This is a genomic window from Sphingomonas lycopersici (genome assembly GCF_026130605.1).
In the GTDB taxonomy this organism is placed as follows: Bacteria; Pseudomonadota; Alphaproteobacteria; order Sphingomonadales; family Sphingomonadaceae; genus Sphingomonas; species Sphingomonas lycopersici.
In genome coordinates this window covers 195015-211625 of sequence record NZ_JANFAU010000001.1, presented here as the reverse complement: position 1 = coordinate 211625, position 16611 = coordinate 195015, and the positions used below count along the sequence as shown (strand labels likewise).

Below are 16611 nucleotides of genomic sequence, written 5' to 3'. Positions count from 1 at the left end.
GATTCGCCCAGCGGCAATAAATCTCGCAGGCTCAATAAGACAGGCTGAGCGTGCCGCGGATGCTGCGGCCGAATTCCGGCCGGGCCAGGAAATAGCCGTTGCTCATGCCGCCCGCATCGAACGACCCCACGCGTGGATTGCCCTCGGTGAGGCCGAGCGCATTGGTGAGGTTGGTCGCATTGAGCGCAAAGCCGACCCGATCGTTGAGCTTCGCGTTCAGGCTGGCGTTGAGCAGCGAAAAGGCCGGCAGGCGCTGCGTATTGGCGATATCCGCAAACCGGCTGGAATAATGCATCAGTTCGCCACTGATGCGCAGCTTTCCGCGGAACAGATTGAGGCTCGGCGCGAGGCGGAGCGAAAGGCGCGGCACGCGGACGAGCCGGTTGCCGGTGACATTGCGCGTCACCGACTGGCCGGACGACAGCTCGACATAGCTGAAGTTGCGATAGCGCGGATCCTGCAGCGTCGCCTGCATGTCGAGCTGCAACGGGCCGATCAGCTCGGCGTGGCCGGCGAGTTCCAGCCCGATGGTCGATGTATCGGCGATCGACGTCCGCTCGACATAACTGTTCGACACGGTGTCGAAACGATAGTCGGTAAAGGGCAATCGCGCGAAATGCGTCGCGAAGCCGACGGCGGACAGGTTCCAGCGCGGTCGCGTTGCGATAAGGCCGGCTTCCGCCATCGTGATCGGGACGATGGCTTCGTCGGTCCGGTTCGGCGATGCGTAGAATTCGCTCGCGCTCGGCAACCTCGCGATGCGCGTCAACCGCGCGAACAGGCCCAGGCTTGGAAACGGATTGAAATTGATCGCGGTCGTCCAGTTGAGTCCGGCGAACCGACGGTCGATCGGCCGTGTGACGCCGGTGCCGCCGATCACGGCATCGTCGGCGAGCGTCGTCGGGTCGCCGAGGTCGAACGGCCTGGAGGTCATCACGTCGCCGCCGATCCGGGTACGCTCCCAGCGCAGCCCGAGATCGACGCGCCAATGCGGGGCGATCGCCCATTCGTCCGCCAGATATAGCGCGACATTGGCGGTTTTCATCGCGACCGAATCGAACAGCGATCCGTAGCGGATGAAACCATTGTCGGTCAGCCGTCCAACGTCCCGGCCGGCCGGATCGATCGCCACCACGTCGAGCCGTCTGGCCCGGCCGCTGACCTCGAGAAGCGCCGTCGCCATCTGGCGGTCATAGTGCCAGCGGCTGTCGCCGTAGGTGAGGCCGACCGCTGCGTCATGATGTCCGAGAAGATCGAAGACGCTCTTCAATCGCGCGTCGCCGATGAACTCGTCCATCGGCAGCGCGACCGAGAGCAGATTGGCGCCAAGCACGAGCCCGTTGCCATTGTTGTTCGGCGCAAAGGGTTGCGCGGTGCCGGCGAAGCGGATCTGCACCGCCGAACTGTTCGGGAAGGCCGCGGCAAGCTGGGTGTGCACGCTGTCGAGATAGGCGCTCGCGGGCATCGGCCGCCCGGTGGGGAAAAGACCGTTACGCAGCGTGGTGCCGGTGCGCAGCCGCGTCCTCACCTCCAGCAATGTCCGCTCGCCGAGCGCAAGCCGCCCGGCGAGGCTATAGAAAGTGACATGGCTGCGGGTGCCCTGCGTCAGATCGAAATCATAGGGCCCGTTCGGGGTCTTGAGCAGGACATGTGCATTATCCGGCCCGGCCAAGGTGTCGCGCAACGGATCGAAGCCGGGAATGGCGCGGACCTGGCCCCGCGCATCGAATTCGAGCGGCACGGGCAGGTAGAGGATGACACGATCGTCGAGCCGCTTGACGTTGAATGACAGGCGGAGCCGGCCGTCGTCATAGTCGATGCCGGCGCGGATCTGCCCGCCTCGGTCGGCCGGATAGCCCGGATCACGCAACCCGTTGTCGGCGCGATAGAAACCGCCGATCGAGACGCCGAGTGTCGGTGCGAGCTGCAGGCCGGCGAACCCGTCGATCCGCGCATAGCCAAAGCTGCCGAGCGTGCCGGAAAGCGTATAACCCGGGTTTTTGAGGCCGTTGCGGGTGATGAAATCGACGCTGCCGCCAGGAGCGTTGGGCGCGAAGATCGCCGAAGGACCGCCGCGCACCGCCTCCACCTGGTCGATCGTCGCGTCGATGCGGAATATCTGATCGGTGTTGAGATAGCCGAGGCCGCCGTCATATTGCACCGGCAGGCCATCCTCGAGCAGCGCGACGGTCGAATAGCCGTCGGTCGGGATGCCGCGCGCGCGGACGTTGTTGCTCGCCTCGCCGCCGGTCGCCTCGACCCAGAAACCGGGGATCTGCTTGAACAGATCGGCGGTCGATATCGCTTTCTGGCGCGACAGCGCGGCCGCGTCGATCCGGGTGATCGCATAGCTGAGTTCGGTCTCGCGGAGCGGCGCTTCCGCCGCACGGCCGGTGACGACGATGTCGCGCGGCGGCTCCGCGGCCGGCACGGGGAGAGGAATCTGTCGTGGCGGCGTCGCGCGCGGCGCGGGTGAGGGCGGCACCGTAGCCGGGCGAGCCACGCGCAGACTGATGACCTTGCCCCCGAAGGTCGCGATTTCGAGCCCGCTGCGCCGGAGCAGCCGATCGAGCGCCCGGCGCGCGGGCATCCGGCCGTTTATGCCACCGCTCCGGCGCGCTGCCGCAATGTCATAGGGATAGAGGATCTGCACCCCGATCTGGCGCGCGAGCTGGTCGAGCGCGCCGGCGAGCGTCTGCGCCGGAATAGCGAAGCGGACCGGCGCCTCGCCCGTCGCCGCATGCGCGGGTGCGGCGACGAGCATCGCCATGCCAATCAGGACCCCGCGCGTTACGTGCATGATTCGCCAATGCCGCCTGCCCGCGTCAGCTTCGTGTCACCTTGCGGCTGGCGCGATCACATCGGTTCGACGTTTAAGCGGCGCGACGTCGAAACAGCCGGATTTGATTGCCCTGCTGGCGATGGCCGATATCGAATCCCTGCTGCAGCGCCTGAAGGAAGCCGTCGGGATCGGCGATCCTGAACGAGCCGCCAAGCCGCGTCGGCGCCAGATCGGCATCCTGCAGCACGATCTTCTCGGGCAGATAGCGATTGAACTCGGCAAGCGCGCGGTCCAGCCGCATCCCGTTGAACACGATCTCACCGCGCTCCCACGCCGTTGCGGCGGCAATGGCGGCGGGCGAGAAGTGGGAGACCTGCGCCCCCGCGCCGTCGACGACCAGCGCATTGCCCGCCGCCAATGTCCGCGCCAGCGTGCCGCGATAGACCGCCGCCGCTCGCCCGGCGAGGACGAGGAGCTGTGCGCTTTCTCGCTCCAGCCGCAGGTTGAACTTGCCCGCGCCAAGCCGCGCATCGATCGGATCGCTGTTGAGGCGAAACGGCTTCGCGGCCTCGCGCACGAGGAGCGTCGCCTCGCCGCGCTCGATCCAGAAATCGCGCTCATCGTCGAACCGCCAGCCGACCCGCGTATCGGTATTGAGCAGCGCGTAGCTGCCGTCCGGGAGGATGAGGGTGCGCCGTTCGCCGACGGCGGTCGCGGCATAGGCCCGGCGCGGCCAGGCCAGGAACGTACCGGTGCCGACGGTCGCGACCAGCGCCGCCAGCGCCCCGCCGGCCACGGCCCGTCGCGAGAGCATCGCCGGCGGGGGCGGCGTCGGCTCAGTCGCCGGCTGCTGAGCCTCGGCCGGCTGATCGAGCAGGACCGACAGGCGCGGATCGGCGGTGCGTCGCCAGGTCGCGGCGGCCTGGGCGAATGCGGCGGCGTGGCGGGGATCGGCGGTGCGCCAGGCTTCGAACGCGGCGCGGTCGGCGGTGCCGCAGTCGAGCGCCACCAGCCAGTCGACGGCCCGGTCGCTCAGACTTGCCCCTGCCTTTCCTTCTTCTCCCATGAAGTTGCGTGCTCCGCCTTCGCCCCGGTTTCCCGGCGATCCAACCGTTTTACTAAGAGGCGCAGGGCCTTTACCAGATGTGTTTCCACGGTGGAGACGGAGATGTTCATCCTTTCCGCTACCTGGGCGGGCGGCAAACCCTCGATTCGGCGGAGATACAGCGCCTCGCGCATTCGCGGCGGCATATCCTGCATCACGGTGGCGACCTGCCGAAGCTCGGCGCGATCCATCGCCACCACATCGGGGGTAGGGTCGTCGTCCGCGATATCGACCGCGCGGAGCAGCGCGCTTTGATCGAGCCGGACGATATCGGCGCGGCGGAAGCGCTCGATCGCAAGGTTGCGGATGATGCGCATCGTGAAGGCGTGCGGATTGGCGATCGACGACCAGTCGTCGAGCGCGAACAGGCGCGCATAGGCTTCCTGCACCAGCTCCTCGGCTTCTTCGGGCTGCCGCGCCAGCTTGATGGCGTAGCGGCGATGCTGATCGCTGAAGACGAAGACCCGATCGGCAAACCAGATGTCGATGTCACGCAGCCAGGCCATGTCTCGGCGCCCCATCGCGATTGCGGAATGGACCTCGCCTAGAACTGGCTTGTTACAGATGATTGACAGTCGCGCGGCGGGCAAAGCGCTCGTGCCGACGTCCCGATCCCCTGCCCGAAAATATTTTTGCGCGCAGTAGCGGGATCGCGCGCCCGCCCCGTCTCCGCGACGACAGCTCGGATCACGGCAATGCGGCCTGTGTCCGGACGCATCTCGCGCGTCCGGCAACGGGACGCGATGCGCCCGCGAGAGGGGCTTGAAGACAAGGTTGGAAAACGGGGTAGCTTCATGAAATCGTTGCAGATGACATCGTCGATCTTCGCCTTGCTATGCGCCGTTTCGACACCGGCCTGGGCCGAGGACGCCAAGCCCGCCGACACCGCAGAGGCCCAGCCGAGCCAGAGCGGCGGCGACATCGTCGTCACCGGCCGCGCTGGCACAGGCGCGCGCACCAAATCCGAAACCAGCTATTCGATCACCAGCATCGGCGAGGAAGCGCTCCGCCTGCAGGCGCCGACCAGCGTGACCGAAGCGCTGAAATCGGTCCCCGGTTTCTGGGTCGAGGCGTCGGGGGGCGAAGCGAGCGGCAACATCCGCGCACGCGGCGTGCCGGTCGACGGCTTCGGTTCGGTCCAGTTGCTCGAAGACGGTATTCCCGTCCAGCACGATCCGGCGCTCGGCTATCTGAACGCCGATCAGGTCTTCCGCCTTGACGAGACGATCGACCGCATCGAGGTGGTGCGCGGCGGCCCGGCGTCGCTCTTTTATTCGAACGCCCCGGCCGGTGCGATCAACTTCATTCCCCGTCAGGTCGGCGAGCACGCCGAGGGGCTGATCAAGATGAGCGTCGGTGCCGACAACCTCTACCGCACCGACATCTGGGTCGGCGCGCCGATCGGCGACGGCTGGAAGGCGGCGGTGGGCGGCTTTTATCGCTCCGAGGGCGGCGTGCGCGATCCCGGCTTTACCGCCAATCGCGGCGGGCAGGTCCGTGCCACGATCTCGAAGGATTGGGGCAACGCCAAGTTCAGTTTCGATGCGAAGCGCATGGACGACATCGTCGCGCTTTATCTCGGCATTCCGATGCGCACCTATCCCGACGGCAAGATCCGCGCGGTGCCCGGCTTCGACGGCCACGAGGGCACCGTCGCCGGCCCCGAGACGCAGCTCGTCAAGATGATCCAGGGCGACGGCAGCATCTATAAATTCGACAACAGCCTCGGCACCCAGGTCAAGCGTACCCAGCTCACCAGCAAGTTCGAGATCGAGCCGGTCGACGGCTGGAAGATCAGCAACACCTCGCGCTACACCGACACGCAGACGCAGCGGAACGGCGTTTTCCCCAACGCGCTGCAGAGCGCAGCCAGCCTTTTGAAGCAAAATGCCGGCCTGCTGGGCCAGGCGCCGGGCGCGACCGCGCTGCAATTGCGCTACGTGACCACGCCGAACCAGATCTACGATACGGCCAACCAGAACGGCAACGGGCTGGTGATCATCGGTGGCCTGCGTGGTCTCACCCTGCCAGTCAAGGAGTTCATGAGCGACACCCGCGTCGCGCATCGCTTCGAGATGGGCGCGACGACGCATGACATCACGTTCGGCTATTATTTCGCGCATATCGACGAGGATTTCAGCCGCTATTCCTCGACGGCGCTGCTCGACGTGCAGAACAATTCCCGCTTGCTGAATCTCGTGGCGGTCGATGCCGCGGGCAAAGTCCTCAAGACCTTCACCGACAACGGCATCTATAAATATGGCTATGAGTGGGAAGACGCGCACGGGGAGCAGACCACCCACGCGCTCTATGTCTCCGACGAATGGCAGGTTACGCCCAGGCTGCGTATCGACGGCGGCGTACGCTGGGAAACGATGCGGGCGCGCGGTGCGGTCGGGCTCAAGAAGACGGTCAACCTCGATCCGAACAACCCGGCGACCTCGTCGATCATCACCGGCAGCGGTCTCTACGCCAATTACGACAAGACCTTCAGCCACGCGACGCTGACGGGCGGCGTCAACTATCAGTTCAATCGCGCGGCGGGTCTCTTCGCGCGCTATACCTATGCCAACCGTATGCCGAGCCTCGGCAATTACGTCACCAGCGCGACCGCGACCCCGGTGATCCAGACGATGCACCTGGGCGAGATCGGCTTCAAATATACCAGCCCGTTGATCGATCTCTATGCCACCGGCTTCTGGACCAAGTATAACAATGTCGCTTTCACCAACTATCGCTTCGATCTGAATACCGGCGCCTCGGTCACCGAAGCGCGCTTTGCCGATACACAGACTTTCGGTGTCGAGCTGGAGGGGACGATCCGGCCGACGTCTTGGTTCGATCTCTCGGCCACCGCGACGTTGCAGGATCCGCGCTACAAGGGCCTGACCTATACCGACGCCGCGGGCAAATTCTACGATTATGACGGCAAGCGCCTGATCCGCGTGCCGACCGTCAGCCTGCGCGTGGTGCCCGGGGTCAATCTGCTCGACGGCAAGCTGCGCGTGCAGGCGTCATGGGAATATGAAGGCAAGCGTTATGTCGACACCGCGAACTCGGTGCGCCTGCCGGCCTATGGCACGATCAACCTCAGCGCCCGTGCGCAGATCAACGATCGTCTGTCGCTCTACGGCTATGTCGACAATCTCAACAATTCGCTGGGGCTTACCGAGGGCAATCCCCGCGCCGGCGAGCTGCAGAACAGCGATGCGGGCGCTAACACCTTCATCGCGCGCCCGTTGATCGGCCGGAATTACCGCGCCGCGATCATGTACAAGTTCTGATCGATGAAGGGGATCGCATCCGCCGTGCTCGGCCTTGCGCTGGCCTGTCTCGCGTCGCCCGCGCCCGCCCAAACCCTGCCTCAACCGGCAGGGCAGGCGAATGCGGTTCCCGATCTGACGTTGCGCGGCACGCTCGGGCGCGCCGATTATGAGCATTATCGCGAAATACCTTTCACGCTCCCCGCCGGCGTGACGCGGCTGACGATCGAGTTCAGCTATGGCGGCAAGGCGCAGCATTCGGTCATCGATCTCGGCCTTGCCGATCCTCAGCGCTTTCGCGGCTGGAGCGGCGGCACGCGTGACCGGATGACGTTGAGCGCGGAGGATGCGACGCCGGGCTATCTGCCTGGGCCGCTCCCGGCGGGCGAATGGCATCTGATCCTCGGCGCGCCCAATATCCGCGAGGGCGCGACGGCGCCGTTCGAGGCGCGCATCTATATCGAGCGCGCGCCGACGGTGACCTCGTTCGCCGATGCGCCGATCAATGCTGCTCCCGGCTGGTATCGCGGCGACCTCCACATGCACAGCGGCAACAGCGACGGCAAGTGCCTGTCCCAGAAGGGCGAGAAGGTGCCGTGCCCGGTCTATCGCACCGTCGAGGCGGCGGCGAAGCGCGGGCTCGATTTCATCGCGCTGACCGATCATAATACGACCGCACATTATGACGCGCTGCGCGCGCTGCAGGGCGCATTCGATCGACTGCTGCTCATTCCCGGTCGCGAAGTCACGACCTTCTTTGGCCATTCCAACGTTTTCGGCCCGACCGCCTTCCTCGATTTCCGCATGACCGCGCCAAGCTATGCACAGGCTGCCAAGTGGATGGACGAGGTGAAGCGCGAGGGCGGGATCGTCTCGCTCAATCATGCCGGCGCGCCGTCGGGTGAAATCTGCATGGGCTGCGGCTGGCGCGTCGACGATCTCCCGGCCGGCGCGGTGCAGGCGATCGAGGTGGTCAATGGCGGCACGATGGCCGAGACCAAATCGGCCGAGAGCCCGTTGCAGGGCCTTGCGCTCTGGCAGAAATTGCTCAACGCCGGCCAGCGCGTGACCGCGATCGGCGGCAGCGACAACCACAATGCCGATCTCCCTTCCGATCAACCGGGTGCGATCGGCACCCCGACGACGGTCGTCTTCATGCGCGAGCTTACGGTGCAGGGCTTCATCGACGGCGTCCGCGCCGGCCGCGCATTCGTCGACGTCTACGGCGTCAAGGGTCGCTTTCTCGATATCTCGGCGACGAACGGCGAGGCCAAGGCCGTAATGGGCGGCGCGCTCCGGCTGCGGCCGGGCGAGCGTGTCCGTCTCGCGGCGGAGGTGAGGGGCGCGTCGGGCGGCACGATCCAGCTCGTCGTCGACGGCGAGGCGGATCCGGCCTTCCGCCGCGATATCCAGCGCGATGGCGCGATTGCGCTGGCGAGCTGGATCGCCGACAACGCCCGGCATTGGGTGCGCGCGGAGGTGCGCGATGCTGCCGGCCGGCTCATCCTCGTCGGCAATCCGATCTATATCGAGGTCGGCAAGTGAAGGGCTGAAAGCGCCGTTCCGAGCGCGCCGGCGCAAGTGAGCGGAGAAGCCGCGATTGACTGTACCAACCGGGGACAAGGTCCGAAAGAATCAGTTAATTTACAATTAATAATATTGTATCCAGCCGACCTCGCTACCAAACAGGGAGAGTCGACGTGGAATTAAGACGCGTTTTTGCCGGCGTGGGCGCGCTGGCGCTGGCCGCCGCCGCTACCCCCTCCAATGCGGCCGAACTGGTCACCAACGGGGGCTTCGAAACCGGTAATTTCAGTGGCTGGACGCTCGGCGGCAACACCGGGTTCACCGGGGTGGACACCGCCTCGGCGCATAGCGGCACTTATGGCGCCTATTTCGGTGCGGTCGGGTCGACCGGGACGCTGAGCCAGCTTCTCAACACGGTTGCCGGGCAGACCTATACCGTTTCGTTCTGGCTCTCGAATTCCGGCTCGCCGACCGACAGCTTCGAAGCATCGATCGGTGATACGGTTCTTCAGACCTTCACCAATGTGAACGCTTTCCAATATTTCAATTTCTCGTTCACCACGCCGGTGAACGGCAGCCCGTCGCTGCTCAAATTTACGTTCCGCCAAGATCCTTCTTACTGGCATATCGACGATATTTCGGTTCAGGGCCTGGCGGGCGGCGTTCCTGAGCCGACGACCTGGGCGATGATGATTCTCGGCCTTGGTGCAGTGGGCGCGGCGATGCGTCGCCGGCGTGCCGCGACGACGGTCCGCTACGCTTAATCCACTATAATATAATAACTTTCTTCGGGTAGCAAAAAGCCGCCGGGAAACCGGCGGCTTTTTCTCCCAAAGGACGAAGGTTCCTACCGAACCCGTGAGCGCGCGCGCGCCGCGCGAACCGGGGCGTACATGTCCGCGCGCTGCTTCATCAATTCGGCCAGCCAGCACAGATGCGATGCGGCATCGGACAGCGGCAGCATGCACAATTCGTCGAACAGCTCGCGCTGATAGTCGATCCGGCGCGCCAGGATTTCGCGCATCCGGACCCGCGCGCGGCTATCGTCGCGGTGGATTCCGGCGTTGAATTCGCGCGCGGCGTGGAGAAAAACGTCCGCCATTTCCTGTGCTGCCTGAACGCCCTCGTTCAACCCCTCGCTCGCCCCGAACCGCGCGAGCCGGCGCCTGACCGGCGGCAGATCGGGATCGGCCGCAGCGTCGTTGAGCGGCAGGTTGAAATCATAAGTGGCGAGAAATTTTCGAATCATGGCTGCCTCCCCGGCACGATCAGGGAACATGGATCGGGTGCCGATTCAAGCGGATTTGCCGCGTGCAGGAGGAGGATTCGACGGACCGTTGACGCTATCTTTCGATTAGGGATGCGTTCGCTCCCGTGCGATCTTTTGCGCGTAGAGCGCCGCCCCGACGCCGGGTTCATGTCGAGGGGCGATCACCTCGAACCGGCCGCGACCGTCGAGCTCGCGGCACAATGCCGCGCGGACCGCATCCTGTTTAGTCAGCACGCCGCCCGACCAGGAGAGCAACACGCTTTCCTCCTCGGCAAAGCCCAGCGATCGGCGTAGCGCGCCGGCGATCGCGGCCAGCTCGACGCCGGCGTGATCGAGGATCGACAGCGCGACGCGATCGCCTTCCTCTGCCGCCAGCGAGACGATCCGTGCGAGGCCGGCAATGTCGTCACGCACCATTCCGCCGCTGCCCATCACGCGCGCGCAGATGTCGAGATCAGACCCGAGCGCGAGTTCGCGCGAGAAGACGTGTTTGAGCGGCCCTTCGGCGAGGCGGCCGTCGCTCATCCGCGTGAAGGCATTGAGGCCCTGGATCGCGATCCAATAAGCGGAGCCCTCGTCGCCGAACACCTCGCCCCAGCCGCCGACACGCGCTTTGCGGCCCCGGCGTTCGCCATAGCCGATCGAGCCGGTGCCAGCGACGAGGTTGATCCCGTCCGCGCAGGCGAGCGAGCCGGCCCAGCCGCACACCATGTCGTTGTCGCACGCATAGCGGCCGTGGCCGAGCAATTTGCCGCACGCGGCCTCGAGCAGCGGATCGACCGCGGGGTCTTCGCCGAAGGCGGGGAGGCCGAAGAAGGAATAGCCGAAAACGGCGGGGGGAAGGCCGAGCTGGCGGCTCACCGCGTCGATCCCCTGCGCGAGACGCGCGATCGCCTCGTCCAGCCCGACCTGGAGGTGATAGGTCGTCCCGGTGAGCGCGCGCGCCACCGTCCGCCCGCTTTCGTCGATGCAGACGAATTCGGTCTTGGTGCCGCCGCCGTCGACGCCGAGGAAGACGCTCATGCCGCCGCCGGATGGATGCGCACGCCCTGGACGACGCGGTTCACCGTCCCGCTGGCGTTGGGCCGATCGGGGGTCCGCCCGAGCCGCAGCGAGCACTGCAGCGCGAACAATTGCGCCGGGACGATATAAGGGAAGAGCAGATCGATATCGGTCTGCCCACCGGCCCCGGGCACCAGCAATGCCTCGCCCGCCACATCCTGCGCAGCGATCGCGACCACTGCGCCGCAACGCCCGTCGGCGCGCAATTCATCGAGCATGTCGAGATCGTAGAGCCGGGTCAGCGGATCGTTCGAGACGAACATCATGATCAACGTGCGCGGCGTCACGATCGTCTTCGGGCCATGCCGGAAGCCGAGCGGGGAATCGAACGCGGTGGGGATCGCGCCGTCGGTCAGTTCGAGCAGCTTGAGCGCGGCCTCGCGCGCCAGGCCCTGGAACACGCCGCTGCCGAGATAGACCACCCGATCGAAATCCTGCGCGGCGAGCGCCGCAGCGCGCGGCTCCGCGCCCGCGATCGTTGCCGAAACCGCATCGGCGATCGCCTCGACGCGGGCGTCGATCGTGTCGATGCCGCCGAGGATCAATAGCGCCGCCAGCATCATCGCGCTGAAGCTCGACGTCATCGCGAACGCGCGGTCATGCGTTTCCTCGGGCAGCACGACCACATAGCTGTTCGCCGCATCGCGCCGGGCGAGCGCGCCCGCGGCGTTGCAGGTGATCACGAGATGATGAACCGACGGCAGCTGCGCATCGGCCAGATCGACCGCGGCGACGCTCTCCGGGCTGCTCCCCGAGCGGCCGAACGAGACCATCAATGTCGGCCGCGCGGGATCGAGATAGAGCTGCGGCGCGGCGACGATATCGGTCGTCGCCACCGCCTCGACGCGCCGCCCGGTGGTCGCCGACAGCCACGGCGCGAGGCATTCGCCGATGAACGCGGAGGTGCCCGCGCCGCACAGCATGATGCGCAGGTCGTTCGTGGCGAGCAGCGGGGCGAGGAAGCCCTCGATCGCTGCCCGGCTGGCGCGCAGCAGCGCCTGGGTCGCGCGCAGCGTCGATGGCTGCTGGAGGATCTCGCGACGCGTCCAGCTCTCGGCGCCCCCCGGCGGCAGATCGGACGCGAACAGGGTTTCAGGCATCGGGATTGCAGGCTCCATGATAGGCATCGAGCGTCGTGCCGATCTGCGCGACGATGAGATCGACCGGATCGAGCGACGCGGTGCCGGTGCGGACGGCGGCATAAGCGGCGGGAAGATACTGGCTGAGCAGCGGCAGCGGCGGCATGGCCGCGCGCAGATTGTCGAACAATCGGGCTTGCGCAGCGGCGATCTCGGGATCGGGCCAATAATAACGGATGCGATCGCTGAGGCTATATTGCAGCTGGAGATCAAGCGCGGCGCCGGTCTCGTGATAATAACGCTGCCAATTGCCCGGCGCGGCCTTCATCCGCGCGACGACGGTGTCGCGCAGACCCGCGCGCCGCGACGCATCGACCGTTTCGCGCTCGATCGCGTCGAGCGCCCACAATGCCTCGCGCAGCGCGAAGGTGACGCCCGGCCCGACCTTCAGGATCGCGAAATGGTCGCGCACCAGCGCGGCAAGCGCGTCCGGGCGCTGATAATCGGTCGAATGCGCCTCGAAGACGATATGATCGACCGGGACGATCGCGGCGCTGAGCGCGGCGGCGGCGGCCGGCCGGTAATCGACCACCTTCATATGATCGAATTCGACCCCCGGCTGGACGACGGTGGCGATCACGCGATCCCAGGCGGCGTCGAGCCCGGCTTCGCGAAACAGGTCGCGGTGCATGTCGAGCGTCGCCAGCGCCGCCTCCGGGGTGGTGACGGCGAGCGTGTCGAGATCCTCCGCCGCGCCGCCGGGGACGGGCACTTCGGTGCCGATCACATAGACCGGCGCGAGTGCCGGATCGTCGCGACACGCCGCCTCGGCCGCGCGACAGAGCCGCGCGGCGCGCTCGGCGATCGTCCGTTCGGGAAGCGGGACGGGATCGTCGGCACAACTCATCGAGCAATCGAGATGGATCTTGCCGAAACCGGCGCGAACATAATCGGCGACCATGATTTCCGCCTTTGCCATCGCTTCATCGGCGGGCAGCGCGGTCCAGGCATTGGGGCCGAGATGGTCGCCGCCGAGCGCGAGGCGATCGAGCGGAAAGCCGGTGCGCGCGGCGATCTCCTCGACGAAGGCGCGGAAACCGGCGGGCACCATCCCGGTATAGCCGCCGTCCTGGTTCACCTGATTGGAGGTCGCCTCGATCAGCACCAGCGGCGCGGCGTTGCGCAGCGCGTGGCGGAAGGTCGCCTCGATGACCAGCGGATGCGCCGAGCAGACCGAGGTGATGCCGATGGCCTCACCGCGCTTGTGGCGGTCGATCAGATTTCGAATCAGCTCCATCAACGGCTCCTTTGACGCGAGCTATACGCGAGCTGCACAGACTTCGCAATAAACAGAAACAAAACGAAACTATGCGGACTGGATTTCGCGATCGAGCGCGGCGTCGTCGTCCGTGGCCGTATCCGGCTCGATGGCGAGGAGGAGCGAGGCGGCGAGCGCGAGGCCGATGCCGGCGAGCTTGAGCGATCCCGGCATCACGCCGAGCGCGACGAGCGAGATGATCGCGGTGGCGAGCGGGGCGCCGGCATTGGTGAGCGGGGCGACGATGATCGCCTTGCCGTATCGGAAGGCGAAGACGAGCGTCAGCGCGCCAATCGCGTTCAACACCTGGATCGCCGCCGCCAGCCACGGCCCGCTCGCGCCATAATTGATCGGGCGGCTGAAATCGGTCATCGCCCAGGCGACCGGGATCAGTGCCAGCCCGGTGACCGTCATATAGAAGAAGATGCTCTCCGCCGACATGATGTGATTGGCGGATTTCATGAAATAGGCCTGCAACCCCCAGCAGGCCATGACGAACAGCGCCATCCACAGCCAGCTTCCGCCATGCGCGTCGCCGCCCGGCGCGAAATCGAAGGTCGGGAGCGCGAGCAGGGCAAGCAGGATGCCGAGCGCGCCGAGCCGGCCGGTGCGTTCGCCCATGATGAGGAACGACAAAGCGATCGTGACGACCGGGGAAAGCGAGATGACCGGGAAGATCAGATAGGCCGGCCCGCGCGTCACCGCATAGAAGAGCACCATCTGCCCGCCGGCGCCGAGCGCGCCGACCGCAACGCCGTAAACGATCGCGCGCGCGCTGCGGTTGAGCTTCCAGCCGGCCTGCGCGAGGACGATCAGCGCGGGCGGGATCATCGTCAGCGCCCATACGCAATAGACCAATGTCTCGGGGAAGCCGCGTTCGGGCGACAGGCCGGAGAAGGCGCCCCAGATGCCCCATAGCACGACGGTGGTGAGCGCATTGAACAGCCAGGCGCGCCCGGCGCGGGAGGGTGCGTGGCTCATGCTTTGGTCTTGTCCTGAAGCGGCGCGGCCTCGACGAGCAGGAAATGCTCGAAGCTCGCCTGAAGGGTGGCGACGGAGCCGCTGACGGTACCGAGCGGGCGCCCGGTGAAGCTGTCGGTCAGCTGGTGGCGCCCGGCAGGCAGGCCGCGCAGCTGGACCGGGCCGGACCATTTATCCGCATAAAAGGCATAATGGATCTTGCCGCCGGCGCGGATCGCATGGCCCTCGGGCTTGTCGAACCCGATATCGTACAGGCCGCCCAGATAATCTCCCTTGGGCAGCATGTTGGCGCGGTAGAGCGCGATCCACTTGCGCCACAGCGCCTCTTTCTGCGCGGTCAGCGCGATGCCGCCTGGCGGCAGTGGATCGGTGCTGTGCGCGGGATCGCGCGGCCAGGTGAATTTGGTCGAGAGGATCGCGCCGATCCCGTAATGCGAGGCGAAATCATCGTGTCGGTCGCTGAGCTCGACATGATCGCCCGCGAAGGGCGCGCTCGGCCCCATCATCGCCTTGAACGTCTTGCCCTTCGAGCGGATCTGCCAGGAGGAGGTCGGGTCCGAGGCGGGGGTGTGGTTCATCCCCGGGATATTGTGGAACGCGAAAGCGTCGCCGCACGGGCAGATTTCGATCACCGCATTCGGGTTGATCGCGATCGCCTCGTCATAGAGCGCCTTCCAGAAATCCTGCAGCTTTTCGTAGGATTCCTCGGGCCGGGCGTGATTGTGCGCGGGGTTGTAGCAGGGCGCGACGCCGTTCAGATGCTGGCCGTCGAGCTTGAGCCCCTCATAGCCCCATTCGCCGATGATGCGGCGGACCTGGCCGCGGAAATAATCGACCACCGGCGGATAGGCCGGGCAGAGCGTGAAGGCATCCCAGAAGCTCACATTCTGCGCCGCGCCGTTGCGATCGAGCAGCAGCATATCCGAATGATCGCGCAGCAGATCGGTGCCGGGATCGGCGGCGAGCGGCGCGAGCCAGAGCCGCGGGCGCATCCCGGCCGCCTTGATCCGGTCCGCAAAGGCCTTCATGTCGGCGTCGCCGCGCGGAAATTTGGCGCGATTGAGTTTCCAGTCGCCTTCCGACGTCTGCCACCCGTCGTCGAGCACCGCCCATTCGAGGCCGATGTCCCTGGCCTTGGGCAGCGCGGTGAAGATTTCGTCGACGGTGAATTGCCGGCCATAGCCCCAGGCGCACCAGACCGGCGCATAGCTCGTCTCGGGGATCGGCGGGGCGGCGATGCCGCGCGTCGCCATGATCCGGCGATAGGCGTCGAGCGGGCGGAAATGATCGCCCTCATGCGCCATCACGAAAAGCGGCGGCAGCGACAGGGTCGCGCCGGGCGCGAGGAGCGCGGGCTCGTCGCCGGCGATGCCGATCCGCGTGCCGCCCGGCTGCCCCGAGACGGGGAGCGAGACGAGGCGCGGGACGATATCGATATGGCCGACCGCGAGCCCGACGTCGCGCCGCCACACCGCGGCGACGGGGGTGCCGCCGCCGTAATCCGCGGCGTTCATGCCCATGAAATTGCGCTGGCCGAACCCCGGGGTGACCGGCTGCACCCAATCGCGGCGATCGGCATAAGAGGCGCCCGAAAAGCTCCACGCGCCGCCCGGATGCGCGAGCAGGTCGTGCGTTGCGGCGTGCCAGCCGGCGATTGCGAGCGGCGCCGTGCCGGTATTGCGATAGGCGATGTCGAGCAGGGCGAGCCCGGGATAAGAATCGAGGAAGGTGATCGCGATGCGCTTCTCGATATTGCCCCCGGCGGTGCCGCGGAGATGATGGACCTGGCCGCGCCCGTGCGGGCCGGAAACCGCCTCGCGGCGCTGGTCGATCAGCAGGAAGCGATCGACGATGCGCTGATCATCGAGCCGGATCGCCTCGCCCGGCTCCATCGCGGTGAGCGCGGTCGCGCCGCGCGAGAGGCGCGAATGAAGCGCCGAGTCGAACTCGATCGTCAGCACCCCGTCCGACAGGCGGAGGATCGGCGCATCGCCGGTCGCGACGCGGGCCGCGGCGCGTAGCGGCGGGGTGACCGAGAGCATCGCGCCCGCGCCCATCAACCGGGCGATCGTCGCGCGGCGGGACATCATCGGCTGCGACATAAGCGGCTCTCTCCGAAAGCATGGCGGTGTCGATCGCGATCGATCGTCGGCTTGTCGGAGACTTGCACAGTCGCTCGGGGTTGCGCAATATAAAACGCAACATAAAGTGAGTTTCGTTAAGT

At 66.3% G+C, this 16611-nt stretch carries 11 protein-coding genes and 1 pseudogene; 3 read left to right on the top strand and 9 right to left on the bottom strand.

Annotated features, from left to right (window positions below; all coding sequences use genetic code 11):
* Positions 1 to 31: 31 nt before the first annotated feature.
* The 3 genes from NED98_RS00830 to NED98_RS00820 all read right to left on the bottom strand — a co-directional run bounded on the left by NED98_RS00830 (position 32) and on the right by NED98_RS00820 (position 4393).
* Complete coding sequence (locus tag NED98_RS00830; protein WP_265311486.1) at positions 32 to 2770, bottom strand: TonB-dependent receptor; 2739 nt, start codon at positions 2768 to 2770, stop codon at positions 32 to 34.
* 103 nt (positions 2771 to 2873) lie between these two features.
* On the bottom strand, positions 2874 to 3848 hold the full coding sequence (locus NED98_RS00825; protein WP_265311485.1) for a FecR family protein: 975 nt from the start codon (positions 3846 to 3848) through the stop codon (positions 2874 to 2876).
* Entirely contained in the window at positions 3815 to 4393 is a 579-nt protein-coding gene (locus NED98_RS00820) for an RNA polymerase sigma factor (protein ID WP_265311484.1), read from the bottom strand. Before NED98_RS00820 ends, NED98_RS00825 begins: the two co-directional genes overlap by 34 nt.
* 288 nt (positions 4394 to 4681) lie before the next feature.
* Between NED98_RS00820 and NED98_RS00815 the strand changes: the two genes are divergently transcribed.
* From NED98_RS00815 to NED98_RS00805, 3 genes and pseudogenes are all read left to right on the top strand, one after another.
* Positions 4682 to 7171 (top strand): TonB-dependent receptor, encoded by a 2490-nt coding sequence (locus NED98_RS00815; protein WP_265311483.1) that lies wholly within the window; start codon positions 4682 to 4684, stop codon positions 7169 to 7171.
* A 3-nt stretch (positions 7172 to 7174) separates the two neighbouring features.
* Positions 7175 to 8695: a CehA/McbA family metallohydrolase gene (locus NED98_RS00810; protein WP_265311482.1), complete on the top strand. Its 1521-nt coding sequence runs from the start codon at positions 7175 to 7177 to the stop codon at positions 8693 to 8695.
* Positions 8696 to 8937: 242 nt separating this feature from the next.
* Positions 8938 to 9441 (top strand): annotated as a pseudogene (locus tag NED98_RS00805) (PEPxxWA-CTERM sorting domain-containing protein); the annotation flags it as partial.
* Between the two features lie 83 nt (positions 9442 to 9524).
* On the opposite strand, the gene NED98_RS00800 reads toward NED98_RS00805, so the two are convergent.
* The 6 genes from NED98_RS00800 to NED98_RS00775 form a co-directional block, all read right to left on the bottom strand.
* Positions 9525 to 9926 (bottom strand): hypothetical protein, encoded by a 402-nt coding sequence (locus NED98_RS00800; RefSeq protein WP_265311480.1) that lies wholly within the window; start codon positions 9924 to 9926, stop codon positions 9525 to 9527.
* A gap of 105 nt (positions 9927 to 10031) precedes the next feature.
* Positions 10032 to 10970, bottom strand: a complete 939-nt coding sequence (locus NED98_RS00795) for an N-acetylglucosamine kinase (RefSeq protein WP_265311479.1) — start codon at positions 10968 to 10970, stop codon at positions 10032 to 10034.
* Complete coding sequence (locus NED98_RS00790) at positions 10967 to 12109, bottom strand: SIS domain-containing protein (protein ID WP_265311478.1); 1143 nt, start codon at positions 12107 to 12109, stop codon at positions 10967 to 10969. Before NED98_RS00790 ends, NED98_RS00795 begins: the two co-directional genes overlap by 4 nt.
* Positions 12102 to 13385, bottom strand: a complete 1284-nt coding sequence (locus tag NED98_RS00785) for a D-tagatose-bisphosphate aldolase, class II, non-catalytic subunit (protein ID WP_265311477.1) — start codon at positions 13383 to 13385, stop codon at positions 12102 to 12104. The genes NED98_RS00790 and NED98_RS00785 overlap by 8 nt, the downstream gene beginning before the upstream one ends.
* 69 nt (positions 13386 to 13454) lie before the next feature.
* Positions 13455 to 14387 (bottom strand): DMT family transporter, encoded by a 933-nt coding sequence (locus tag NED98_RS00780; protein ID WP_265311476.1) that lies wholly within the window; start codon positions 14385 to 14387, stop codon positions 13455 to 13457.
* On the bottom strand, positions 14384 to 16489 hold the full coding sequence (locus NED98_RS00775; protein ID WP_265311475.1) for a glycoside hydrolase family 36 protein: 2106 nt from the start codon (positions 16487 to 16489) through the stop codon (positions 14384 to 14386). The genes NED98_RS00780 and NED98_RS00775 overlap by 4 nt, the downstream gene beginning before the upstream one ends.
* Positions 16490 to 16611 lie beyond the last annotated feature (122 nt).

What these genes read in the sequence shown, in the direction of transcription:
- NED98_RS00830 (WP_265311486.1), bottom strand. Translation starts at nt 2,770, where the DNA reads ATGGCGATGCTCGTCGCCGCACCCGCGCATGCGGCGACGGGCGAGGCG.
- NED98_RS00825 (WP_265311485.1), bottom strand. Translation starts at nt 3,848, where the DNA reads ATGGGAGAAGAAGGAAAGGCAGGGGCAAGTCTGAGCGACCGGGCCGTC.
- NED98_RS00820 (WP_265311484.1), bottom strand. Translation starts at nt 4,393, where the DNA reads ATGGCCTGGCTGCGTGACATCGACATCTGGTTTGCCGATCGGGTCTTC.
- NED98_RS00815 (WP_265311483.1), top strand. Translation starts at nt 4,682, where the DNA reads ATGAAATCGTTGCAGATGACATCGTCGATCTTCGCCTTGCTATGCGCC.
- NED98_RS00810 (WP_265311482.1), top strand. Translation starts at nt 7,175, where the DNA reads ATGAAGGGGATCGCATCCGCCGTGCTCGGCCTTGCGCTGGCCTGTCTC.
- NED98_RS00800 (WP_265311480.1), bottom strand. Translation starts at nt 9,926, where the DNA reads ATGATTCGAAAATTTCTCGCCACTTATGATTTCAACCTGCCGCTCAAC.
- NED98_RS00795 (WP_265311479.1), bottom strand. Translation starts at nt 10,970, where the DNA reads ATGAGCGTCTTCCTCGGCGTCGACGGCGGCGGCACCAAGACCGAATTC.
- NED98_RS00790 (WP_265311478.1), bottom strand. Translation starts at nt 12,109, where the DNA reads ATGCCTGAAACCCTGTTCGCGTCCGATCTGCCGCCGGGGGGCGCCGAG.
- NED98_RS00785 (WP_265311477.1), bottom strand. Translation starts at nt 13,385, where the DNA reads ATGGAGCTGATTCGAAATCTGATCGACCGCCACAAGCGCGGTGAGGCC.
- NED98_RS00780 (WP_265311476.1), bottom strand. Translation starts at nt 14,387, where the DNA reads ATGAGCCACGCACCCTCCCGCGCCGGGCGCGCCTGGCTGTTCAATGCG.
- NED98_RS00775 (WP_265311475.1), bottom strand. Translation starts at nt 16,489, where the DNA reads ATGTCGCAGCCGATGATGTCCCGCCGCGCGACGATCGCCCGGTTGATG.